We start from the raw sequence: 21,994 nt of genomic DNA, 5'->3' as shown, positions 1-21,994 counted from the left end.
GCGCGGCATACCCATCGTCGGCGCCGCGAAGCGCAGAATCGACGGGTGAGTACCGATGAACCGATTCTGTCCTACCTCACCGATATGGACGGGGTACTGGTGCGTGAGGAGCACCTGGTGCCCGGCGCCGACGAATTCCTCGCCGAGCTGCGCGCCGAGCAGATCCCGTTCCTGGTGCTGACCAACAATTCGATCCGCACCCCGCGCGATCTGCAGGCCCGGCTACGCCAGAACGGCCTCGATATCCCGGAGCAGTCGATCTGGACCTCCGCGCTGGCCACCGCCAGTTTCCTGAACGAGCAACGCCCCGGTGGCACCGCCTACGTGGTGGGTGAGTCGGGCCTGACCACCGCGTTGCACGAGATCGGCTACGTGCTCACCGACGTCGATCCGGACTATGTGGTGCTCGGCGAGACGCGCACCTACTCGTTCGAGGCCATCACCACCGCCATCCGGCTGGTCGAACGCGGTGCCCGTTTCATCGCCACCAACCCCGACGCCACCGGGCCCTCGCGTGACGGCGTACTGCCCGCCACAGGCTCGGTGGCGGCGTTGATCACCCGCGCCACCGGCCGCGACCCGTACTACATCGGCAAACCGAACCCGCTGATGATGCGGTCCGCGCTGCGCCGGATCGATGCGCATTCGCGCAGCAGCGTGATGATCGGCGACCGGATGGATACCGATGTCATCTCCGGGATGGAGGCCGGTATGCGCACCATCCTGGTCACCACCGGTATATCCACCCGGCACTCGATCGAGCACTATCCGTACCGTCCGACCATGGTCCTGGATTCGGTGGCCGACCTGGTGGGCCGGGTGCGCACCCCGTTCGCCTGATCTCCGATCGCCGCCGGATTGTGGTCGGTAAGTTCCGGTACAGGGCCGCAAACCGTTGGTGGCACCTTCGCTGAGCCCCATGGCTCGCCTCCCGGTCGGCTAACGGGTGAATCTGTCGGGGCGCAACCAGTCGGACTCGTTACGTGTGGGTCCGGGATCGATGACGTGCTCGGTAATCAGCTCGGCAGTAACGGGAGCGAGTATCAGGCCCCACATCCCATGGCCGGTGGCAACGACAAGGTTTTCGACTCCCTCGGCTGCGCCGATAAGGGGCAGACCGTCAGGGCTGCAGGGGCGCTCGCCGGCCCACTGGTCGATGACGCGTCGACCACGCAAACCGGGTAACACGGTACTTGCGATATCGACCATCGCGGCGCCGCGCTCATGGGCAACGGGGCGGTTTTCGTTACCGAACTCGATCGACCCACAAACGCGAACGCGGTCTTCGAGGGGCGTTACGACGATACGGTGCTCCTTTATCCGGACCGGAATCGTGGGGTCGAAGCCGGGCCGAGCCGCCAGGTCTACGACATATCCACGGCCACCGCGCAAGGGAAGGCGTATACCCACCTGTGCGGCCAAAGCCGCCGAATGTAGTCCTGCGGCCAGCACGACTTTCTCGGACCGAATCGTGCCGCTCGGTGTTCTGACCCCAACGACGCGGCCACCCTGGGAAAGCAGTTCCCGAACTGGTGTCCCGAACACTATTTCGGCCCCGTGACCGGCTGCGTCGTCGAGCATTGCGCGTACGAAGCTGCGGCTTTCCAGCGTCCACTCCTCTGCTTCGTGAGTGCCACCTGTGACCGGCGCCAAAGTCGGCTCGAAGCCTTGAAGCTCCGCATAGGAGAGGAGCTTCTTCTTCTCCTTCCGGCGCGAGCGGAGATACACGTCGATCGCCCCCGTCTTCCTGAACGTGGGGTTCAGGCCGAGGCCGGCCAACGCGCAGTGAAGGTCCGTGCTCCGGATCGCCAGATCCTGCATTCGGGCTCGAGCGACGCTTGCGCGGTGCGGGGCCGCCGACGCGATCAGTCTGCTCATCCACGGAACCAGTGTTGGATCGGGCTGCAAGCGTACAGCGGGAGGGCGACGAAGCATTTGCACCGGCGCCTCGCGGAGCAGCGCCGGCGTCGCCAGTGGGGTCACGTGGCCCGGACCCACGATGGCGGCGTTGGCATAGGAACAGCCCCCGCCGATCGCGGGTGCCCGATCGATGACGGCTACACGGCCGCCCCTGCGCGCCACACTCTGCGCAACGCCGGCACCGACAACACCTGCGCCGATGACAACACAGTCGAAGGATCGACTATTACTCTGCTCGTCAGGGGGGACCATGTATCGAAACGTAGTCTTGCCCCCATGCTGGTTGCTTCCTCCCTGCGGGAGGAAGCCGGCGCGTCTGTCGCTACCTGTAGACGGGAAGAAGCGAAACCGCGTCGTTCGGAGTGCTCAGCGCAGCGCGTGGTCCAGGTCGCCCAGTAGGTCCTCGATATCCTCGAGCCCCACCGAAACCCGCACAACTCCGTCCGACAGTCCGATACTCGCCCGCCCTTCGGGGCCCATGGCCCGATGGGTGGTGGTCGCCGGATGGGTGATCAGCGATTTCGCGTCACCGAGATTGTTGGAGATATCGATGATCCGCAACCCGTTGAGTACCTCGAAGGCGCGTTTCTTGGCCGCGTCCGCGGCGGATTTCAGTTCGAAGGTCACCACGGTGCCACCGCCGCTCATCTGATCGGCGGCCAGCTTGTACTGCGGATGCGATTCCAGGAACGGGTAGCGCACCCAGCTCACGGCGGGATGCTCGTCGAGGTAGCGCGCGATCCGCAGCGCCGACTCGGTCGATTGCCGGACCCGCAGCGGCATGGTTTCCAGGCCTTTGAGCAGCGTCCACGCGTTGAACGGGCTCAATGCCGGACCGGTGTGCCGCATCAGCGTTTTGACCGGGCCTTCGATGTACTCCTGCGATCCGAGGATCGCACCGCCGAGCACCCGGCCCTGGCCGTCGATGTGTTTGGTGCCCGAATACACGATCACGTCGGCGCCGAGTTCGAATCCGCGTTGCAGCAGCGGGGTGGCGAAAACGTTGTCCAGCACCACCTTCGCGCCCGCCGCATGGGCGATCTCGCAGACTTTGCGCACGTCGACCAGGGTCTGCATCGGGTTGGCCGGGGTTTCGAAGAACACGGCGGCAGTGGGTTCGGACAGGGCCGCCTCCCACTGGTCGAGATCCTCACCGTCGACGAAAACCGTTTCGATACCCCAGCGCGGCAGGATCTCGTTGCACACCACGAAACACGACCCGAACAGGCTGCGCGCGGCCACCAGCCGGTCGCCGGCGCGCAGTAGCGCACCGAGCGCGACGAATACCGCCGCCATACCGCTGGCGGTGGCGAAACACGCTTCGGCGCCGTCCAGCAGGCGCATCCGTTCCTGGAAGGTGGCCACGGTCGGGTTGCCGTACCGGGAGTACACGTAATGCGGGGAATCACCGGTGAACGCGGCCTCGGCGGCCTCGGCGCTGGCGTAGACGAACCCCGAATTCAGGTACAGGGCCTCGGAGGTCTCCTCGAAACCGGATCGGTTCAGGCCGCCGCGTACGCCCAGCGTGGCCGGTCCGACACCGTCGGGCAGGGCGCGTTCGAACGCGCCGCCGCTGATCACGACTGCCGCCAGGGCAGGCCGAGGGCTCGCCAGCCGGTGCCACCGCGATGCCCGAATTCGTCCAGTGGGCCTTCGAAGCCGTCGGAGATGTTGTAGGAGGGTGCGATACCGGCCGCGGTCGCGACGTCGGCGGCATGCGCCGAGCGCTGACCGGAGCGGCACAGGAACAGCACCGGGGCGTCGGCGGGGCGGTCGCCCAGGGCGGTGCGCAACTGGTCCAGGAACCCGGTGTTGCGGGCGCCGGTGGAATCGACCCACTCCACCAGCAGCGTCGGTTTGGCGACGGAGCTGGTGTCGGGAACACCGACGAATTTCCATTCGGCTTCGGTGCGCACGTCCACCAGGACGGCGTCCGGGTTCTCGGCCAGCAGTTCCCAGGCCTGCTGTGGACCGATATCACCTGCGTAACTCAACGTGGTACCTCCTGCGAATCCGCACTTGCCGCATCCGTTCGATGCGCGCCAGGTCGTCACCCGGAGCACCCCACCGCGGAGGAGGGTTGCCGACCAGCGAGCCGGGGCTTGGCGCTGGTACTCATGACCTAATCAATGAGATTGCCCGGACCGCCCCGGCCGTGTCAAACCCCGGTTGACGTCCGATCCCAGCTCATTCGACGGGCTGGTTGCACACCTTCCAGTCGCCGTCGGTCCGGAACAGCCACCAGGTGGAGGTGGCCTCGTCGTCCTCGACCCGGCTGGTCACTTCGATGGTCGCGGTCTCGCCGTTGATCTCGACCGGCCCGAATTTCGTGATCTCGATATCTTTTCCGGTCTCACCGGGTTGCAGCCGCCCGGCCATCGGGGACCGCGCCGGGACGAAACCCGGACATACCGCTTCACGGGGTGGTTCCGGTCCGAAGCGGCTGCTCACATCGGCGAACTCGCGGACCGCCCCCGCGATCCGGTCGGAATCTGTGACATTTTTCTCAACCGGTGCCAGCCAGCCGGTGAGCACGATGCCGCCCAGAATCACGGCCGCGATCGCCGCGGCCACCACGAACGGCGTGATCGCGCGCTGTGGTGGGGTGTCCTCCGGGTCGGTGGGCGCCGGTTCGTCTGTGGGTCCGGAATCGCTCATACCGATGATCATCCCTGGTCCCGGGATCGGTGGTGTGGCCCCACCCCGATAGAATCGCGAGTGACCGCGGGTGGACGGCACAGCAGTCGCCGCGGGGACGTGGGAAGACGTAGTGCCGGCCGACCGGTACGGCGCGATGACGGCGCATACAAGCCACGCGTCAACTTAGCCTAAGCTAAGTGCAACGCCAGTGATTCTTTCGACCGATAAGGGTGCGCGAAACAGATGACCGAGCAGAAGGAAGCGAATCGCCCGCTTCGGATCGCGATCGTGGGGGCTGGTCCGGCGGGTATCTACGCCGCTGATGCGTTGATGAAGTCGGATGCCGAGGTCTCGATCGACCTGTTCGAGCGGATGCCCGCCCCGTTCGGGTTGATCCGCTACGGTGTCGCGCCCGACCATCCGCGGATCAAGGGCATCGTCACCGCGCTGCACAAGGTGCTGGACAAGGAGCAGGTACGCCTGCTCGGCAATATCGACTACGGCACCGATATCACGCTCTCCGATCTGCGACGCTTCTACGATGCGGTGATCTTCTCCACCGGCGCCAACGCCGACCGGGCGTTGCCGATCCCGGGTATCGACCTGGACGGCTCCTACGGTGCGGCCGATTTCGTGTCCTGGTACGACGGGCACCCGGATGTGCCGCGCGCGTGGCCGTTGGACGCGGAGAAGGTCGCGGTGCTCGGCGTGGGCAATGTGGCACTGGATGTGGCGCGGGTGCTGGCCAAGACCAGTGAGGAACTGCTGCCGACCGAGATCCCGCCGAACGTCTACGCCGGGCTGAAGGAGAACAAGGCCGTCGAGGTGCACGTCTTCGGGCGCCGCGGTCCCGCTCAGGCCAAGTTCACCCCGCTGGAGCTGCGGGAACTGGATCATTCGCCGACTATCGAGGTCATCGTCGATCCCGAGGACATCGACTACGACGAGGGGTCGGAAGCCGCCCGCCGGCATTCCAAGCAGGTCGATATGGTCGCCAACACCCTCGAGCAGTGGGCGATCCGGGACCAGGGCAACCGCCCGCACAAGCTTTTCCTGCACTTCTTCGAATCGCCCTCGGAGATCGTGGGTTCCGACGGCAAGGTCGTGGGGTTGCGCACCGAACGCACCCAGCTCGACGGCACCGGCAATGTGAAGGGCACCGGGAACTTCCGCGACTGGGATGTCCAGGCGGTCTACCGGGCTGTCGGATACCTGTCGCAGAACATCTCGGAACTGCCGTTCGACGATCAGGCCGGGGTCATCCCGAACGAGGCCGGGCGCGTCCTGGTCGACGAGAACGCCGACGGTTCCGCGCGCTATATGCCGGGCACGTATGTGACCGGCTGGATCAAGCGCGGCCCGGTCGGGCTGATCGGCCACACCAAGGGTGACGCGAACGAGACGGTGGCCTGCCTGCTGGACGACAGCAAGAACTTCGGTGCCGCCGAGAGCCCGGAGCTCGATGCGGTGACCGATTTCCTGGAGAGCCGCGGTATCCCGTTCACCACCTGGGCGGGCTGGTACCGCCTGGACGCGCACGAGCGTTCGCTGGGCGAGCCCGAGGGCCGGGAACGGGTCAAGGTCGTCGAACGCGAAGATATGCTGCGCGCCAGCGAACCCCACAAGGTGTAACCCCGAGCCCGCTCCGGCCAGAACTTCCCGGAGCGGGCACCACCACGACATATCAGGCATTCTGTATCCGTGTTCGATGCCCATGTGCACATCATCGATCCGCGTTTTCCGCTGATCGAGAACGAGGGCTACCTACCGGAGCCGTACACCATCGCCGACTACCGGCGCCGGATGTCGCGGTTCGAGGTCGCCGGTGGCGCGGTGGTCAGCGCCTCCTTCCAGGCCAACGACCAGAGCTACCTGCGGGCGGCGCTGGCCGAACTCGGGCCGGGCTGGGTCGGGGTCACCCGGCTCGACCTGGACGCCTCCGATTCGGAAATCCTCGATCTGCACGAGGCCGGGGTGCGGGCGGTGCGGTTCAACCTCAAACGCGCCGCCACCGATATCGCCGGAATGACCCGCCAAGCCCTGCGCGCGCACGAACTCGTGGGCTGGCATGTGGAAATCTACGTCGACGGCCAGATGCTGGCCTCCCTGCAGCCGGTGATCCTGAAACTGCCGAAGGTATCCGTCGATCACCTCGGAATGTCCGAGGAGGGACTGTCCTACCTGCTCAACCTGGTCGATCGGGGTGCCCGGGTGAAGGCGACCGGTTTCGGGCGGGTCGATATGGACGTCGCGACGGCCCTGCGCCGGATCCACGCGGTGAACCCCGAAGCGCTCATGTTCGGCAGCGATCTGCCCGGCACCCGCGCCGGCCGCCCCTTCCGGGAAGCCGATGTGGAGCTGATCGCCGATGTGGTCGGCACCGATATGCACGCGGTTCTCGAGGACAACGCCCGCGCGTTCTACGGCCTGCCGCCCATCGACCGCACCCTCGAGGACCCCACCCCCACGCTGCCCCTGTTCGCTCCGTCCCTGCGGGAAGCGGCCCGCCGGCCCGCCTCCGACGGCACCACCCGCCCCCTCCCGATCCTCGGCCCGCGGTCGGGCCGCAAGTACGGAACGAGCTGACGAGGTCAGGCGGCGATCGCCCCGATCACCCAGACCCCGGTCGCGAGTAGAGCGCCCAGCAGCTCCACCAGGATCGACAGACCCACACCCTTGATCGCATGCTTACTCGACGCCCACGCCTGCCGGTTGTCGGGCATCCGGGCCATCTCCGAGAGATAAACCCCCACAACGAAACCCACGAACAGCCCGACCACCGGAATCACGAAGAAACCGACGATCCCGGCGAGCCCACCCAGCAGCAGGGTCCGGTTCGGAATCCCCGCCTCCTTCAGATTCCGGCCGGGCCAGGTGTATTTCACCACCCCCGAGATCACCAGCAGTAGTGTGCTGATACCCAGCACCACCCACGCCACGGTCCCGCCGGTGAGGAACGCCCACACCGCGACCGCCGCGAAGATCAGGATCACCCCCGGCAGAATCGGCACCACGATACCGACAAGGCCGATCAGAATCACCAGGCCGACGATGATTTCGCCCCATACGCTCACATCACCAACGTAGCCCTAGTCCGGACAGCGTGCCGGACCCGCAGAAAGCGCGCCCGCCGACGGCGGGACCGGCGTGGAGCCGGGTCGATACAATCACGGCTGCGCGCCGATCGAGCCCGGACCGCGGGTAGACGAGGAGCCCGGACAACGGGTAACCGAATAGAGGAGGTCGACAGCTGGTGCAGGTCACAACTCTGTGCAGGTACCCGGTGAAATCCATGCTCGGTGAGGATGTGCCGGAGCTCGTGGTCGACGAAGGCGGTGCACTCGGCGACCGGGCGCTGGCCGTGATCGATACGGCCACCGGCCGGGTCGCCACTGCCAAACAACCGAAGTTGTGGCGGCGGCTGCTGCAATGCTCCGCCGCCGGAGATCCGGGCCGGGTGCACATCACATTGCCGGACGGGCGCACCATCGAGATCGATTCGGACGACGCCGCCCGGCCGTTGAGTGAACTGCTGGAGCGTGAAGTCCGCCTCGCCGACCAGCGTCCCGACGGCGCCGAAATGGAAAGAGCCGACCCCGAAGAGGTGCTGGCCAAGGGGATCGATGCGGCGTCGAACTACGTGACCGGGCCCGTGGCCCGCGCCACTCCGGGAACTTCTTTCGTCGATTACGCTCCACTGCACTTGATCACCACCGCCACCCTCGACCGGCTCGATGTCGAGGCCGTGCGATACCGGCCGAACCTGATCGTGACCACACCCCCGGGGTTCCCCGCCTTCGGTGAAAACGAATGGGTCGGAAAGGAATTGTCCATCGGTGACGTGCGGTTGTCGGCGATCACGGCCACCCCCCGTTGCGCGGTGCCGACCTTGGAGCACGGGGACCTTCCTCGTTCACCCCAGGCGGTCCGCGGTCCGATGGCCGAGAACCGGGTCGAGGTCGCCATCCCGGGTCGCGGTGCTCTGCCCTGCGCCGGCGTGTATCTGACAGTGCTGCAGGGCGGCACCATCAGCACCGGAGATCAGCTGGTGATCGGCTAGCTCGGTTCACTCGGGCCCCGACATTCGACGATCGGCCTGCCACGCGGCGACCCCGGCACGGAAAATTGCCGAGGCCTACCCATCGGTCAGTGCGCACGGACGGTTTTCGCGGGTACGGCGGGCATCCGACTTCTGCCCGATCAGGCCCGGGCGATCTCCTCGTGCCAGACCGGACTGTCGACATAGTGGTTGTCGTACTGTTCGGAGCTGTCCCGGATCTCCTGAACTGTCGCTTCGCCGCGGTACACCCGTTCCAGCAGCCGGTAGTAGTCGAACCGGTGCAGGCCGGGTGTGAAGACTACGAGCAGTTCGGCTTCCGAATCGGGTGCCGGGGCGAATGCGTGGGGGACGGTGGGTGGAACGGTGAGGAAATCGCCGCGTTCGAGCCGGACGATCTTGTCGCCGAGCAAGAAACGCATGGACCCGTCGAGTACGAGGAACATTTCGGTGGCCGCGGTGTGGAAATGCGCGGGCGCGCCGGGCGATCCCTTCGAGAAGGTCGCCTTGTTGGCGGTGAGCGCACCACCGGTATCGCCGGCGTCGGCCAGCAGCGTGATGAGGCTCAGTGCGCCGTCCTGCAGCGTCGCCGCGTTCCCGGACCGGACGAGGACCGGCGCCGCGGACTGCTGAGTGGTTGTTGCCATGGTGAACTCCCTGCGCCTGTGCGACTCGGCGTCGCGTTTTGTGTGTCGGTAGGTCGACGAGGCGGGGGTGAGCAGTGTGACATCGAGCGGATACCTCGAGCCGGTCGGGCGGTATACCGGCGAGACACACGTAGGAGTGGAAGCCGATGTACGGAGTCTGCCGGGCCGGTGGCGGGTATTCGAGCTTCAGCGGGGTGCGGCGAGCTTGTCTATGTCGGCGAGTACGCGTTCGTGCCAGTCGATTTCGCTCCGGATCCGCGTGCGGGCGTGTTCGACGATCAGGTCGTCGGCGATGTTCTGGTCCGGCCAGCGGCGGTCGAGTTGGTGTTCGATCCGGGAGCCGCGGGCGCGCAGGGCGGCGATCCGGTCTTCGAGGTAGCCGCGCAGCAGTTCGCGGTCGAGGTCGGTGCTGACGGCGAGAGCCAGGTCGACCGGGTCCGGGCGCAGATCGACTTCGGTGAAGGCTTCGTCGCGGAGTGCGCGCAGTTCGCGATGGCCTTCGTCGGTGATCTCGTAGACGGTGCGTGCGGGCAGTGCGCCCGGCTGTTCGGTGCGCAGAGGTCGGATGAGGCCCTCGTCGGCCATGCGGTGCAGTGCGCCGTACAGCGATCCGGGTTTCACCTGCGACCACAGGTCGGCGCGGTCGAGGCGGGCGTCGCGCCGGATCTGGTGGCCGTGCATGGGCCCTCGCCGGGAGAGCGCGGCGAGGACGAACAACCGGGTTTCGTTCACCGCTTCAGTCTGTCACGACTACTCGTATTTGAGTACTCTCGTATGGCATGACTGTCCGACCGATCCTGATCGCCGGTGACCCGCGCTTGGTCACACCGGCGACTCCGGTAACCGTGTTCGATGACGAATTGGCCGCCTTCGTCGCGGACCTGTTCGAAACCCTCACCGCCGCCAACGGCGCCGGTCTGGCCGCGAATCAGGTCGGCGACCCACGCGCGGTTTTCGTCTACGACCTCGTCGACGCCGACGGCCACCACCGCGGCCATGTGGTGAACCCCGTACTGGAAACTTCGGCGATTCCGGAAACCATGCCCGATCCGGACGATCTCGAGGGGTGCCTCTCGGTGCCGGGGGAGTGGTTTCCGACCGGCCGGGCACACAACGCCCAGGTCGGCGGTGTCGATATGCACGGCGACCCGGTATCCGTCGAAGGTACCGGCTATCTGGCCCGCTGCCTGCAACACGAAACCGACCACCTGGCCGGACGGCTCTACCTGGACCGCCTGCTCGGCCGCAACCGTCGCGAGGCCCGTCGCATGATCAAGCAGCGGCAGTGGACAGAACCCGGTCGCAGTTGGCTTCCCGGTGTCGATCCAGGCATGGATGAACGCTGACGGGCTGCGAAACGCTTGATTCGTATTGAACGAGCGGTGGAGTATTGCCGCGCCGATATGTAGTACGTATGCTACAAATTGTCGAAGTTGGGCAATTGGGAGGTCTCATGGCTTCGAGTGACGGCGTAGTACTCGATGTCGACGCGCTGCGAATGCGCTACGGCACCACCGAGGTGCTGAGTGATGTGACATTCCAGGCGCGGCGCGGGGAGGTCCTGGTGATGCTCGGACCCAACGGGGCGGGTAAGACCACCACACTCGAGATACTCGAGGGGTTTCGTACACGTTCGGCAGGTGAAGTGCATGTCCTCGGTGTCGACCCGGCGCTCGGCGACGAAGCCTGGCGGGCACGGGTCGGTGTGGTGTTGCAGTCCTGGCGCGACCACGCCAAATGGCGGGTGCGGGAACTGCTCGCGCATCTCGGTGCCTATTACCGGCCCTACTCCGATGGGCGAACCCGGAAGCCCTGGGACACCGGCGAACTCATCGAATTGGTCGGACTCACCGAACAAGCGGGTGCCAAGATCTCTGCACTCTCCGGCGGGCAGCGCCGGCGGCTGGATGTGGCGATCGGGATCGTCGGCCGGCCGGAATTGCTGTTCATGGACGAACCCACCGCCGGTTTCGACCCCGCGGCCCGGCGCGATTTCCACGATCTCGTGCACCGCCTCGCCGATCTCGAGGACACCACGGTGCTGCTCACCACCCATGATCTCGACGAAGCGGAAAAACTTGCCGACCGGATCCTGATCCTGGCCGGTGGGCGGATCATCGCCGACGGCTCGGCAGAGGAACTGTCGGGCAGTATCGCCGGGGAAGCCGAAGTGCGCTGGACCGTGGGCGATCAGCGCTTCGTGCACACCACCACCGAATCCACGAAATACGTGCACGAACTGTTCAAACAGCACGGCGACCGGATCGGCGAGCTCGAGGTCCGCCGGGCGTCGCTGGAAGACACCTATATGACGCTGGTCCGCCGCCACGAATCCGGCGAGCCGGGGGCAGCGGTGCATACTCTCGCGGAGGTCACCCGATGAATCCCACCGCCACCGCCGTACGTGGCGGTTTCGCCCGCGCCTGGATCGAACTGCGGCAGATGTACCTCAACGCACCCGAACTGCTCGGGCAGTTCCTGACACCGGCGCTGTCCCTGTGTGCGCTCTACCTGCTGCGCGACCGGGAGTACGCGGACAGCGGACTGTCGATCGCCGAACTCGCATTACCCGGCCTGATCGGCAGCATCATCGCCTTCAACGGCCTGTTCGCGATCACCAACGTGCTGGTGCTCGACCGCGAGGACGGCACGCTCCTACGGGCCAAGGCCATCCCGAACGGCATGGTCGGATATTTCGTCGGCAAGATCACCACCGCGGCGGGATCGGTTCTCGTGCAAGTGCTCGTGGTGCTCGTGGCCGGCATGGTGATCATCGGCGGGTCGTCACTGGACGGTCCCGGAGCGTGGCTCACATTCGGCTGGGTCGTCCTGCTCGGCCTGCTCGCCACCCTGCCGGCCGGCGCGATACTCGGCGGCGTCCTCGAAGGGCCACGCGCGACCTTCCTGCTGACCATGCCGCTGATGGGGCTCATCGCGATCTCCGGCATCTTCTACCCGATCACCGCGCTGCCCGGTTGGTTGCAGGCCGTCGCCCAGGCCTTCCCGATGTATTGGACGGGTCTCGGTATGCGGTCGGCGCTGCTGCCGCCCGAAACGGTGACCATCGAGATCGACCGGTCCTGGCGGCATCTCGAAACGGCCGCGGTACTGGGGGCATGGGCCGTCGTGGGCCTGCTCATCGCGCCGGTAGTGTTGCGACGCATGGCGCGTCACGAATCAGGGTCGAGTATGGCCGCTCGCCGCGAGAAGGCGATGCAGCGTGCCTTCTGAGATCATCTACAACCGTATCGCGATGCTGCGCGCCGAGCGCGGTATCTCGCGGCGGCAGCTGGCCGAGGCGCTGGGCGTCCACTATCAGACCGTGGGCTACCTGGAACGCGGCGAATACAGTCCCAGCCTGCACCTGGCGTTGCGGATCGCGGCGTATTTCGAGGTAGCGGTGGAGGTCGTGTTCTCCACCGAACCGTTCCCGCGGCTCGGTTCGGGCAGCGAAATCGCCTGAGCTGCTGCCCCGGCCGGGCGGCTGCACCGAGCCCCGTCCGCCGCGTCTACTGTCGATCAGTCCGATGTGGGACTCGCCGGTGCCTCGATGCTCGAGCGAAGTCCGAGAATTTCCGCCTTCTGAGCCTGGAGGCGGGCGATTCCGGCGTCCAATTGCGCTGTCCGTTCGTCGAGTTGCGCCAGTGCGGCTGCGCGGTCGGCATCGGAGGCGCCGGCGGGGTCGAGGCAGGCGACCTGCAGTATCGCGGAGGCCTCGGACAGCGACAGGCCGGACGCGAGCAGGCAGCGTATGTGGTCCACGGTCTGGACGTCCTCGGGGTGGTAGTTCCGGTACCCGTTGGTATCGCGTTCGGGCGAAAGGATCCCAGCACCCTCGTAGTGCCGGAGCATCCGCGGGCTCGCCCCGGTGGCAAGGCTCAAATCGCGTATCCGCATCCGGCTACCCTTCCTTGACATTGACGTTAGTGTCATAGCTTAGTTTCGCCGATATGACGAACGAAGACAGTGGGAACAAGGTCGTGGTCGTAGTCGCTCATCCGGACCACGACTCGGCTACCTGGGCCGTCGCGCGAGCCATCGAAGAGGGCATCCGGTCCGCGGGAAATGTCACCGCCACAACCCACGACCTGGTGGCGTCCGGGTTCGATCCGGTCTACCGAAAGGCCGATCTGGCGCACCACCGAGGGCTTTCGGGACTGCCCGCCGACGTCAGCCGTGAGCAGGAACTACTCGAATCGGCGGAGGTGACCGTCGTTCTCTTTCCCGTCTACTGGTGGTCCATGCCCGCACTCGCCAAAGGCTGGTTCGACCGGGTTTTCGGGGCCTATGACGATGTTTCGCACGGCAGCCCGAGCGCGGTGCGGAATCTTCATCTCGTCGCACTGGCCGGTCTGGGCGAAGGTACGTTCGACCGGCACGGCTACAAGGCGGCTTTGATCACCCAGACGATGCACGGTATTGCCGACTACTCCCAGATCGGTGAGGCATCGATCGAATTCCTCTACGACACCGAGTCCAAGGACCCGGCCGTCCACGAGCAATTGATCGCCCGGGGGTACGAGATCGGTGCCGAGATGGCTCGGCGCGCGCAGCCTGCATACGACCGGGTGGCAGTCTGAGTGGAGCGCCTATAACCGTGTGTTCCTGGGCTGCCGTCAGCGCACGGTATCGCCGCCGGCCGCCGATCCGGTACTGGAATCGGTCGACGACCGGCTCGCCGAGGTGGTTTACGGGGAATGAGCCGCGACCGGAACATCATGAACTGTCGCACCATTCACCGGCACCGGGCCGGGGTGTCAGTAGAGAAAGTCCGCGAGGATACGGGCAACGTCAGCGGGCGCTGTGGAGGGCGCGAAATGCGTCTGGCCCGGCAATGTTTCGAGGTGGGCGTCCGGCATCACCGCCGCGAGTCGTTCGACGGTTTCCGGCATCGGCTGCCAGGTGTCCGAGCCGCGCATGAGCAGCGTCGGCGTGGTCACCGAAGCCCAGCGGTCCAGGTAGCTGGTGTCACCGACCATCGATTCCAGGTCGCGGCTCCAACCGTCGGAGTCGTCAGGGGCGTCCGCGGCGGCCTCCATCGGCTCCGACAGGTCGAGCATCGCGGCCGGAACCCGGGCTACCTTCTCGGCCAGTAACCGCTGAGCTCGGGTGTGGTCCCCGTTCGCCGTGAGCAGCTCGAACCGCGACAGGACGGGTGCGAGCTCGGCGCCCGCCGCGTACAGCGGGGGCTCCCACAGGGCCAGCGAGCGGACGGCCAGCCCGGATGCCGCCGCGTGCAGGGCCACGGTCGCACCGTAGGACATGCCCACGAGGTGGGCCGGCCGGCCGATCATATCGATGACCGCCCCCAGATCGCGCACCTCGTCCGCGAAGTGTTTCGGCGCATGCCCCGGACCGCTCGGCGCATAGCCGCGCCGGGCCGGCAACCACAGATCGAACCGGTCCGGCAGGTGCTCGGCCACCGGCTGCCACGAATGCAGCCCGCCGCCGGAACCGTGGATCATGATCACCGGCGACCCGTCACCGGCACGGTGGTAGCGGATCATGGTCCCGTCGAATGATCGGAAGCTCGCGGGCGGCAGGTCGGTGAACAACGGCATGCGCATACTCTCGCAAAAGTCGTCCCCACCCCTCCAGCGCATTAGCGTCTCGATTACCCCGGGCCATACCTTCGGCTGCACGCGGTGAGCCGCATCGGTCACCGAGGAGGCGCGTAGCCGGGCCTGGCTCGCGCCGGATCGGCGGACGAGCACGGCGCTCGACGGGTATCGACTCCGTCTGCCGATTCCCACCGCCCCCGCGACCACGACACCCCGACCTCGAGGCGGAACACTCGATCGATCGGGTTCCTTTCCGCGCTGCTCGGCGCCTGGGGCCTGCCCGACGATGCGTCCGGCTCCCCTTGCCCCCGCAATAGCCGCCCCGGAGTGCGGGCGGGCTGTTTGCGCCGGGGTGTCTGTCGGCGTGTTCAGAAGAGGGTCGGTTCGCCGAAGCCCGACGTGCGTTCTATGGCGAGTAGGCGCTGTTTGGTGTCGATACCACCCGGTGCGGAGAACCCGTGCAGGGCGTGGTCGGCGGCCAGTACTCGGTGGCACGGAACTATCAGGGGGATGGGGTTGCGGCCGAGTGCCTGGCCGACGGCCTGGGCGGCGCCGGGCGCGCCGATACGGTCGGCGACCTCGCCGTAGCTGAGGGTGCGGCCCGGGTCGATGGCGCGGGTGACGGTGTAGACGGCGCGGTGGAATTCCGGCAGGCCGGTGAGGTCGAGCGGGATCCAGCGGAGGTCGTCGAGGTCGCCGTCGAGGTGGGCGCGGATCCGGGTGAGCATCGCGGCGCGGGGCCCGGTTTCGGGGGTGGCGACCTGGCGGGTGTCGTCCGGGAGCCGGGTGGTCAGCGGATCGTGGCCGGGCAGCCGGAACCGGACCACCGCCTCACCGTGCCAGCTGACAGCGCAGCGGCCGATTGCGGTATCGAAATCCGTCGCGTCGAAGGGAGCGGTGCCGGGCATGCCCATAGTCTGCCCGCGCCCACCGACAGGTGCGGAAACCGGATCGATCGCGGGCGACACCGTGACGTGACGCACCTGTTGTCATACTGTCAATATGTCCGCGGGCGGCCGCGGGCAGACACTGGATCGACGACGAACCGAGGTAAGGCGTGAGCACACCATCCACCGCCACCAAGCAGGGCCCGCTCGCGGGCATTCGCGTGATCGAACTCGCCGGGATCGGGCCGGGGCCGCATGCCGCATTGCTGCTCGCCGACCTCGGCGCCGATGTGGTGCGGATCCAGCGGGCCGGCCAGCTCCCGGGCGGCGCTGATCGCCCGACGCTGCGCGGCCGCACCGTCGTGGAGGCGAACCTGAAGGACCCGGCGGATATCGAGAGGGTGCTCGGCCTGGTGGAAAAGGCCGATGTGCTGCTCGAGGGGTTCCGCCCGGGCGTCACCGAACGGATGGGACTGGGGCCCGATGCCGCCCTGGAACGCAACCCGCGCCTGGTCTACGGGCGGATGACGGGCTGGGGCCAGTTCGGTCCGCTGTCCGACCGCGCCGGTCACGACATCAACTACATCAGCCTCACCGGCGTCCTGCACGCCATCGGCCGTAAGGGTGAACGCCCGGTGCCGCCCCTGAACATGGTCGGCGATTTCGGTGGCGGTTCGATGTTCCTGGTGTTCGGTGTTCTCGCCGCCCTGGTGGAACGCCAGAATTCCGGTAAGGGGCAGGTCATCGATGCCGCCATGATCGACGGCACACTGGCGTTGTCGCAGATGATCTGGGCTTTCCGGGGGATGGGCGCGTGGAGTTCGGAACGCGGTACCAACCTGCTCGACACCGGTATGTCGTTCTACGACACCTACGAAACCTCCGACGGCAAGTACATGGCGGTCGGCGCGATCGAACCGCAGTTCTACGCGCAGCTGCTGGCCGGCCTGGACATCGATCCCGAGGGTCTGCCGTTCCAGATGGACCCGGCCGGCCAGGACGAGCTGAAGAAACTCTTCACCGACAAGTTCCGCAGCAAGACCCGCGACGAATGGTCCGAGATCTTCGCCGGCACCGATGCGTGCGTCACCCCGGTCCTTACCTTCGAAGAGGCCACCGAGAACGAGCACATCGCCGCCCGCGGCTCGTTGCTGGAACTGGAGAATGTCACCCAGCACGCCCCCGCGCCGCGCTTCTCCCGCACCCCCAGCGCGGTCCCGTCCCCGCCGCCCACCGAGTCCACGCCGATCGATTCCGTCTGGGCGGACTGATCCGCAGGCAGGCCGGTTCGAGTATGCCGATCGAACCGGCCGGCCTTGCCCTTTGACCCGATGCCCGCACCGGGCGGCGGCGAACGGGTGTTCAGAACCAGGTGGTGGGGCGGATGTAGTTGGCCAGGTCCACCAGGGCGTAGCGGTGGCGGCGGCCGGGGGCCCGCCGGGCCAGGGTGCGGAGGCCTCTTTCGGTGGCGTCGCGTAGGGCGTTCTCGGTGAAGGCGATACCGATGAGCGGCGGGTTCGGGGCGGTCGGGGTGTTGCCGGCCTGCAACCAGGCGAGTGCGCTGCCCAGGACGATGACCCGGAGCTGCAGCGCGCGGCGTTCGTCGGGCGGGAGTGCCTCCACTCGCTCCGCGGCAAGCCGGATGGTGTGTTCCGAGAGATCGGCCACGGGAGCGCTGGTGAGCAGCAGCAGTACTGCGGTCATCCGGGCGGTGGTGAAATAGCGTGACGAGCCGGGCACTTCGTCCAGGGCGGTAACCGCCTCGGCATAGCGGCCCGTGGCCGACAGGAGGCGGGCCAGGCCGAACGCGGCGCTCACCAAGCCGTGATCGGTGCGCCATGCGGTGGCATAGAAGTTCTCGGCGTAGGCGCGCCAGGCCCTGGTTTCATCCGGGTGCCAATGCTGGAGTACGAGTTCGGCGGTCCCGGCGAGTGCCAGCTTCGGTGCCGGCTCGCCCGGCAGCACCCGCAGTACGGCATCGAAGGCCGAGTAGGCCTTCTCGTAGTCGTTCTCGCGCAACCCGGCCAGCCCCGTGTACCAGTCGATCCGCCAATCGCGGCGGCTCGCACCCGGAATCGCGTCCAGCAGTTCGCCCGCATCGCCGACCCGGTCCGAATCGAGCAGGATGCGTGCTTCGGCCAGCCGCAATTCCAGTTCCAGGTTTTCCGGGGCGGCTGCTGGGTCGCGTGCCAGGTCTTCACGCGCTTCGTGCAGGGCGGCCAGCGCCTGATCGGGTTCGGCCTGCAGGATATCCACCAGCCGGCGGGCGGCCGGATCGGTCGGTGACGGCAACGGGACCGGTAGCGCGGCAGCGATATCCGTGGCGGCCAGGGCCGTGTCGTGGTCGGCGCCGTCGGCGTACGCGTCGGTCAGGCCGATCAGCTGCTCGGTGCCGAAAGCGGTGCGCTGCTTTCCGAAAACCACCGACCGATGCGGATGTTCGGTCCCGGTGTCGAGGGCGAGGATTTCGCGCAGCACCCCGGCCAGCTGGTCGGCCATCGCACCGGCCGTTCCGAACCTGCGGTCGGGTTCGGGGGCGGTGGCGCACAGTAGCAGGCGATGGAACGATTCGTATTCGGCCAGCACCGGTTCGTCATCGGGGGCGGGCAGGCCGTCGCGGTAGGCGCCGTGTTCGGTGGGGATATTCAGGGTCAGCACGGCCAGCGTCCGCCCGACCGTATAGATATCGGAGGCCACGGTCGGACCGGTCCGGGCGATCTCCGGGGCCTGGAAACCTCTGGTTCCGTACAGGTTCCCGTACGCCTCGATCGGTGCCACCGCACCGAGGTCGAGCAGTTTGACCTGATCCTCGGTGACCATGATGTTGTCGGGTTTCAGATCGTTGTAGGTGAGCCCGGTGGCATGCAGATAGTCGAGGGCGGGCAGCACCTCGAGCACATAGGCGATCGCCTGCGCCACCGGAATCCGTTCGGGGCGGCGGTGGTCGTCGAGCATACTGCGCAACGAACGACCACCCACGTACTCCATGACGATGAACCCGATCGGCCCACCGTCCGAGGTGCGATGTTCGACGAAGTTGTGGATTTTCACGATGCCCGGATGGGCGACCTCGGCGAGGAACTCACGTTCGGCCACCGCCACGGCCTGCGCCTCGATATCGTCGGCGTGCAGCAGGCCCTTGAGCACCACCCAACGGTCGCTGACATTGCGGTCGATCGCCAGATAGATCCAGCCCAGCCCGCCGTGCGCGAGGCAACCTTGGATTTCGTACTGGCCGGCGACCATATCGCCGGGGCGCAAACTCGGCCGGAAATCGAAGTTGGCACCGCAATTCGCGCAGGTACCGCGGGTAGTCGCCGGTCCGTTCGCGCTCGCCCGGCCCACCGGTTTCCCGCAGCGCCAGCAGAACCGTTTCCCTTCCGCGACCACCGGATCGGTCAGGACCGCCGCGGCCGGATCGGCGGGCTCGACGCGCGGAACCTCGACCAGCCCCGCCACCAGTGTGCGCACGGTGGGCCGGGAACGCACGGTCCGGGTACTGCGCCCCGTCCGCACCTGGCCGCCACTGCCGCGGCCCGACCCGAGACTGGTCCCGGCGCGCAGTTCGCCGGACCCCACGGCCGCTGTGCCGGGAACTGCTGCGGTGTCGGTGTCTGGGGGAGGGCCTGTCTCGCTGCCCGGTTCCGCACTCGGCGCTGCCGCGTTTCCAGGGGGTCGCTTGCGAAAACGGGTGGGTTCGACGGCGCGGGTTTCCGGCGGCTCCGGGGTGTCCCCGGAGCCGGGGCGGTTGCCGGACTCGTCCGTCGCCACCTCCGATCAGTCCCGATAGGTCGCCGGTGGGGGCGCCGGGGTGGGGCCGAGGGCCGAGAGCCACTGGCTGTAGAGCCGGCTCCAGGTGCCGTCGGCACGGATGCGGTCGAGGGTTCCGTTGACGAGGCGCACCAGATCCTCGTCGCCCTTCGGGATTCCGATTCCGTACGGTTCCTGGCTGATGCTCGGGCCCACGAGTTCGGTATGTGGATCCTGTGCCGCGAGGCCGGCCAGGATCGAATCGTCGGTGCTCACCGCATCCACCTGCCGCTGTTGCAGTACCACCAGGCAGTCGGCCCAGGTGGGGACGGTGAGGATGGACGCTTTGGGCTGAATTCGCCGGATATGTTCCAGGGAGGTGGTGCTGCGGATCGTGCAGACCCGTTTACCCGCAAGGTCTTTCAGGCTCTCGATCCCGGAACCCTGTACTGCGAGCACGCGCTGATGTGCCTGCAGGTACACCGTGGAGAACGCTACCCGCTGTAGCCGCGCGCAGGTGATGGTCATCGTTTTGACCACCATATCGACGCGGCGGTCGATGAGTGCGTCTTCTCGTTCTTCCGAACCCAGGCTGCGGTATTCGATCCGGTCGGGGTCGCCGAACAGGTCGCGGGCCACCTCGCGGGCGATATCGGCATCGAATCCGACGATGACACCGCTGTTGGGGTCGCGGAAGCTGAACAGATTGCTGCCGGTATCGAGCCCTACCAGGAGGCGGCCGCGGGCACGGATCCGGTTCAGGGCGGGCCCGGTGGCGGCGGGGCCGGCGGGACGCAGGCTCGCGGTGGGGTCGCCGCAGTCGGGATCGTCGGGTAGCTGGACCGGGGCGTCGCTGGGTATTGCGGTCGCCTGGGCGGGTAGCGGTGGTTCGGCGTAATCGCCGTGCGGTGTTTCGCTGTGCGGGCCGGGCCCGGTGGCGCAGCCTGCCAGAAGCAGTGCGGTGCAGGCGATGGCACTGCGCAGCGCCCAGGACCGTACACCGGAGCGGGGCAGTGCGCGACCGGTTCGGCGCGGCCGGGGCCGCGCCGCCGGGTGGGGCGGGTTGGGCGCAGATCTCATCGATACTCCCGCAGTCTCGGCCATATTCCGAAGGCGATATACGCCGCGGCGGCGATTCCGAGAATCACCGCACCGGGCGCCAGGTAGTCGAGTACCCGGGCGCTGTGGAAAATATTGCTGCGCAGGGTATCCCGGGTTTCGGCGATGCCCGTGGCCAGGGCCTTGTCCAAAGCTTCGACGTGCAAGGTGGCGTTTTCGGCGCCGGGTGCGGTGGCGATCGTAGCGGCACGGGCGAATTCGCCACGGTTCAGTGTGTCGTTCATCCGCTGATGCGCCGCCAGCCAGTGCAGCAGAGCGGCGCGGGCGTCGGTGGTGGCGCGGTCGGTGTGCCCGGCGAGTAGCTCGTTGAGCCGGGTGATGTTGGCGTCGAAGGTGTGGTCGTAATCGCCGGTGGTATCGCGCCGCACCAGTTTCAGGGTTTCCGCGGAGCGGGCCTGCTGCGCCAGGATCCGGCTCTCGGTGAGTCGCGCGGCCGGCACCGTGCCGTCGGAGCGGCCGCCCGACATCGCCGACGCCGATACGGATCCGGCGATCACCGTCCACAGCAGCAGGATCAGCACCGCACCCGAGGCCAGCAGCAGGCCCGGGTTGAACGTCCGGTGCCAGCGCCGGGCCATCAGCCGCTGCGCCCAGACCAGCGCGGTGAGCGCCGCCAGCAGCACGACGATCGCGACCAGCGGCGGCCGCACGTGCCGGTCCTGCGCCTCGTCCACGGCGTCCGCCCGGCGGACGTAGAGTTGTTCGGCCATCGGCAGCAATTCGCTCTGCATCTGGTGTGATGCCTCGCTGAGATACGCGGCACCGACCGGGTGACCTTCGCGGTTGTTCGCCCGCGCGGTCTCCACCAGACCCGAATAGACCGGCAACCCGGAACCTATGCCGATCCGCTGCCGGTCGTCTTCGGTGCCCTCACCGGACAGGGTCACCAGTTCGGCGCCCGCCTCGCCCAGTGCCTGGCTGTAGCGGTCGCGCACCTGCTGTGGTTCCAGGCCGGCGGAGATGAAGGCGGTGGCCGCGGCGGCGTCGGCGACCGAGAGTGAGGTGTAGAGCCGGTGGGCGGCATTGGTGTCGGGTTCGGTTCCGGCGAGCAGGATGTCGAGATCGCTTTGGCGGTCGTGCACGGTGGCCGCGGTGAGCGCCCCGGATCCCAGGCACAGCACCACCAGTAGCAGCCCGACCCCGATGAGCCGCCCCGGCGAGGATTGCGCGAATTGGCGCAGTCGCGCGGGATCCAGCCATTTCCACGCCGTTTCGACCCGCGGCCGGACAAGTCCGGACCACCCGGTCGTGGGCGCGGGTTCCGGCCGGCCCGGTTCGGGCAGGTCCGGTTCGGAGACCGCCCGATCCACCGCCGACCGCGTCATGTCCACCCTCCAACTCTGGGCGCCGTGTGCGCTGTATCGCTCTTCGGTATGTGGGCGATCCCGCTCACACCGCTGTTCTGAGCGTATT

At 67.2% G+C, this 21,994-nt stretch carries 23 protein-coding genes and 1 riboswitch; of the genes, 10 read left to right on the top strand and 13 right to left on the bottom strand.

Annotated elements, in window-relative coordinates:
• Window positions 1–84 precede the first annotated feature (84 nt).
• On the top strand, window positions 85–840 hold the full coding sequence (locus ON22_RS24830; RefSeq protein WP_051158047.1) for an HAD-IIA family hydrolase: 756 nt from the start codon (window positions 85–87) through the stop codon (window positions 838–840).
• A gap of 99 nt (window positions 841–939) precedes the next feature.
• Here ON22_RS24830 and ON22_RS24825 read toward each other — a convergent pair whose 3' ends face one another.
• The 4 genes from ON22_RS24825 to ON22_RS24810 form a co-directional block, all read right to left on the bottom strand.
• Entirely contained in the window at window positions 940–2,172 is a 1,233-nt protein-coding gene (locus ON22_RS24825) for an NAD(P)/FAD-dependent oxidoreductase (RefSeq protein WP_081595810.1), read from the bottom strand.
• Between the two features lie 114 nt (window positions 2,173–2,286).
• Window positions 2,287–3,501, bottom strand: a complete 1,215-nt coding sequence (locus ON22_RS24820) for an O-succinylhomoserine sulfhydrylase (protein ID WP_033246435.1) — start codon at window positions 3,499–3,501, stop codon at window positions 2,287–2,289.
• Window positions 3,498–3,914: a rhodanese-like domain-containing protein gene (locus ON22_RS24815; RefSeq protein ID WP_033246675.1), complete on the bottom strand. Its 417-nt coding sequence runs from the start codon at window positions 3,912–3,914 to the stop codon at window positions 3,498–3,500. The genes ON22_RS24820 and ON22_RS24815 overlap by 4 nt, the downstream gene beginning before the upstream one ends.
• 16 nt (window positions 3,915–3,930) lie before the next feature.
• Window positions 3,931–4,043: riboswitch (SAM riboswitch) on the bottom strand.
• Window positions 4,044–4,107: 64 nt separating this feature from the next.
• Entirely contained in the window at window positions 4,108–4,578 is a 471-nt protein-coding gene (locus ON22_RS24810; protein ID WP_156052390.1) for an Rv0361 family membrane protein, read from the bottom strand.
• A gap of 225 nt (window positions 4,579–4,803) precedes the next feature.
• Between ON22_RS24810 and ON22_RS24805 the strand changes: the two genes are divergently transcribed.
• Complete coding sequence (locus ON22_RS24805) at window positions 4,804–6,192, top strand: FAD-dependent oxidoreductase (protein WP_033246433.1); 1,389 nt, start codon at window positions 4,804–4,806, stop codon at window positions 6,190–6,192.
• A 69-nt stretch (window positions 6,193–6,261) separates the two neighbouring features.
• On the top strand, window positions 6,262–7,146 hold the full coding sequence (locus tag ON22_RS24800; RefSeq protein WP_081595809.1) for an amidohydrolase family protein: 885 nt from the start codon (window positions 6,262–6,264) through the stop codon (window positions 7,144–7,146).
• Between the two features lie 5 nt (window positions 7,147–7,151).
• Here the strand turns inward: ON22_RS24800 and ON22_RS24795 are convergent, their stop codons facing one another.
• Window positions 7,152–7,634, bottom strand: coding sequence for a DUF456 domain-containing protein (locus ON22_RS24795; protein WP_033246432.1), 483 nt, complete (start codon window positions 7,632–7,634; stop codon window positions 7,152–7,154).
• A 179-nt stretch (window positions 7,635–7,813) separates the two neighbouring features.
• On the opposite strand from ON22_RS24795, the gene ON22_RS24790 reads away from it, so the two are divergent.
• Entirely contained in the window at window positions 7,814–8,620 is an 807-nt protein-coding gene (locus ON22_RS24790) for an MOSC domain-containing protein (protein WP_051158040.1), read from the top strand.
• A gap of 140 nt (window positions 8,621–8,760) precedes the next feature.
• Here ON22_RS24790 and ON22_RS24785 read toward each other — a convergent pair whose 3' ends face one another.
• Window positions 8,761–9,264: a cupin domain-containing protein gene (locus ON22_RS24785; protein WP_033246430.1), complete on the bottom strand. Its 504-nt coding sequence runs from the start codon at window positions 9,262–9,264 to the stop codon at window positions 8,761–8,763.
• 186 nt (window positions 9,265–9,450) lie between these two features.
• Window positions 9,451–9,996, bottom strand: a complete 546-nt coding sequence (locus ON22_RS24780) for a PadR family transcriptional regulator (protein ID WP_033246429.1) — start codon at window positions 9,994–9,996, stop codon at window positions 9,451–9,453.
• 47 nt (window positions 9,997–10,043) lie between these two features.
• Between ON22_RS24780 and ON22_RS24775 the strand changes: the two genes are divergently transcribed.
• From ON22_RS24775 to ON22_RS24760, 4 genes are all read left to right on the top strand, one after another.
• Window positions 10,044–10,610 (top strand): peptide deformylase, encoded by a 567-nt coding sequence (locus ON22_RS24775; RefSeq protein WP_033246428.1) that lies wholly within the window; start codon window positions 10,044–10,046, stop codon window positions 10,608–10,610.
• 107 nt (window positions 10,611–10,717) lie between these two features.
• Entirely contained in the window at window positions 10,718–11,647 is a 930-nt protein-coding gene (locus ON22_RS24770) for an ABC transporter ATP-binding protein (protein ID WP_051158039.1), read from the top strand.
• Window positions 11,644–12,495: an ABC transporter permease gene (locus ON22_RS24765; protein WP_033246427.1), complete on the top strand. Its 852-nt coding sequence runs from the start codon at window positions 11,644–11,646 to the stop codon at window positions 12,493–12,495. Before ON22_RS24770 ends, ON22_RS24765 begins: the two co-directional genes overlap by 4 nt.
• Entirely contained in the window at window positions 12,485–12,727 is a 243-nt protein-coding gene (locus tag ON22_RS24760; protein WP_033246426.1) for a helix-turn-helix transcriptional regulator, read from the top strand. Before ON22_RS24765 ends, ON22_RS24760 begins: the two co-directional genes overlap by 11 nt.
• A 56-nt stretch (window positions 12,728–12,783) precedes the next feature.
• Here ON22_RS24760 and ON22_RS24755 read toward each other — a convergent pair whose 3' ends face one another.
• Entirely contained in the window at window positions 12,784–13,161 is a 378-nt protein-coding gene (locus ON22_RS24755; protein WP_157170434.1) for a MerR family transcriptional regulator, read from the bottom strand.
• A 53-nt stretch (window positions 13,162–13,214) separates the two neighbouring features.
• Here ON22_RS24755 and ON22_RS24750 point away from each other — a divergent pair, with 53 nt between their 5' ends.
• Complete coding sequence (locus ON22_RS24750; RefSeq protein ID WP_033246425.1) at window positions 13,215–13,844, top strand: NAD(P)H-dependent oxidoreductase; 630 nt, start codon at window positions 13,215–13,217, stop codon at window positions 13,842–13,844.
• A 177-nt stretch (window positions 13,845–14,021) separates the two neighbouring features.
• Here ON22_RS24750 and ON22_RS24745 read toward each other — a convergent pair whose 3' ends face one another.
• Window positions 14,022–14,825: an alpha/beta fold hydrolase gene (locus ON22_RS24745; RefSeq protein WP_051158037.1), complete on the bottom strand. Its 804-nt coding sequence runs from the start codon at window positions 14,823–14,825 to the stop codon at window positions 14,022–14,024.
• A 368-nt stretch (window positions 14,826–15,193) separates the two neighbouring features.
• On the bottom strand, window positions 15,194–15,739 hold the full coding sequence (locus ON22_RS24740) for a methylated-DNA--[protein]-cysteine S-methyltransferase (protein WP_051158036.1): 546 nt from the start codon (window positions 15,737–15,739) through the stop codon (window positions 15,194–15,196).
• A 143-nt stretch (window positions 15,740–15,882) separates the two neighbouring features.
• Here ON22_RS24740 and ON22_RS24735 point away from each other — a divergent pair, with 143 nt between their 5' ends.
• Complete coding sequence (locus ON22_RS24735; RefSeq protein ID WP_033246424.1) at window positions 15,883–16,983, top strand: CaiB/BaiF CoA transferase family protein; 1,101 nt, start codon at window positions 15,883–15,885, stop codon at window positions 16,981–16,983.
• A 91-nt stretch (window positions 16,984–17,074) separates the two neighbouring features.
• On the opposite strand, the gene ON22_RS24730 is transcribed toward ON22_RS24735, so the two are convergent.
• Genes ON22_RS24730 through ON22_RS24720 form a run of 3 tightly spaced genes read right to left on the bottom strand, consistent with a single transcriptional unit; the run spans window position 17,075 to window position 21,906 of the window.
• The gene (locus ON22_RS24730; RefSeq protein WP_081595806.1) at window positions 17,075–19,483 is read right to left on the bottom strand and encodes a serine/threonine-protein kinase; all 2,409 of its coding nucleotides are present in this window, start codon (window positions 19,481–19,483) and stop codon (window positions 17,075–17,077) included.
• 6 nt (window positions 19,484–19,489) lie between these two features.
• Window positions 19,490–20,542: a glutamate ABC transporter substrate-binding protein gene (locus ON22_RS24725; protein WP_081595805.1), complete on the bottom strand. Its 1,053-nt coding sequence runs from the start codon at window positions 20,540–20,542 to the stop codon at window positions 19,490–19,492.
• The gene (locus ON22_RS24720) at window positions 20,539–21,906 is read right to left on the bottom strand and encodes a GlnX family signal transduction membrane protein (protein WP_051158035.1); all 1,368 of its coding nucleotides are present in this window, start codon (window positions 21,904–21,906) and stop codon (window positions 20,539–20,541) included. Before ON22_RS24720 ends, ON22_RS24725 begins: the two co-directional genes overlap by 4 nt.
• Window positions 21,907–21,994: the final 88 nt, after the last annotated feature.

Origin of the sequence: Nocardia carnea NBRC 14403, from assembly GCF_000308515.1 — a bacterium.
Taxonomy (GTDB): Bacteria; Actinomycetota; Actinomycetes; order Mycobacteriales; family Mycobacteriaceae; genus Nocardia; species Nocardia carnea.
Note: the sequence above shows the minus strand (reverse complement) of the source record. Positions and strands in the feature narration are given on the sequence as shown.

Coding starts and splice junctions, on each gene's coding strand:
- ON22_RS24830 (WP_051158047.1), top strand. CDS start 85: ATGGACGGGGTACTGGTGCGTGAGGAGCACCTGGTGCCCGGCGCCGAC.
- ON22_RS24825 (WP_081595810.1), bottom strand. CDS start 2,172: ATGGTCCCCCCTGACGAGCAGAGTAATAGTCGATCCTTCGACTGTGTT.
- ON22_RS24810 (WP_156052390.1), bottom strand. CDS start 4,578: ATGAGCGATTCCGGACCCACAGACGAACCGGCGCCCACCGACCCGGAG.
- ON22_RS24805 (WP_033246433.1), top strand. CDS start 4,804: ATGACCGAGCAGAAGGAAGCGAATCGCCCGCTTCGGATCGCGATCGTG.
- ON22_RS24785 (WP_033246430.1), bottom strand. CDS start 9,264: ATGGCAACAACCACTCAGCAGTCCGCGGCGCCGGTCCTCGTCCGGTCC.
- ON22_RS24775 (WP_033246428.1), top strand. CDS start 10,044: ATGACTGTCCGACCGATCCTGATCGCCGGTGACCCGCGCTTGGTCACA.
- ON22_RS24770 (WP_051158039.1), top strand. CDS start 10,718: ATGGCTTCGAGTGACGGCGTAGTACTCGATGTCGACGCGCTGCGAATG.
- ON22_RS24765 (WP_033246427.1), top strand. CDS start 11,644: ATGAATCCCACCGCCACCGCCGTACGTGGCGGTTTCGCCCGCGCCTGG.
- ON22_RS24755 (WP_157170434.1), bottom strand. CDS start 13,161: ATGCGGATACGCGATTTGAGCCTTGCCACCGGGGCGAGCCCGCGGATG.
- ON22_RS24750 (WP_033246425.1), top strand. CDS start 13,215: ATGACGAACGAAGACAGTGGGAACAAGGTCGTGGTCGTAGTCGCTCAT.
- ON22_RS24745 (WP_051158037.1), bottom strand. CDS start 14,825: ATGCCGTTGTTCACCGACCTGCCGCCCGCGAGCTTCCGATCATTCGAC.
- ON22_RS24740 (WP_051158036.1), bottom strand. CDS start 15,739: ATGGGCATGCCCGGCACCGCTCCCTTCGACGCGACGGATTTCGATACC.
- ON22_RS24725 (WP_081595805.1), bottom strand. CDS start 20,542: ATGAGATCTGCGCCCAACCCGCCCCACCCGGCGGCGCGGCCCCGGCCG.
- ON22_RS24720 (WP_051158035.1), bottom strand. CDS start 21,906: ATGACGCGGTCGGCGGTGGATCGGGCGGTCTCCGAACCGGACCTGCCC.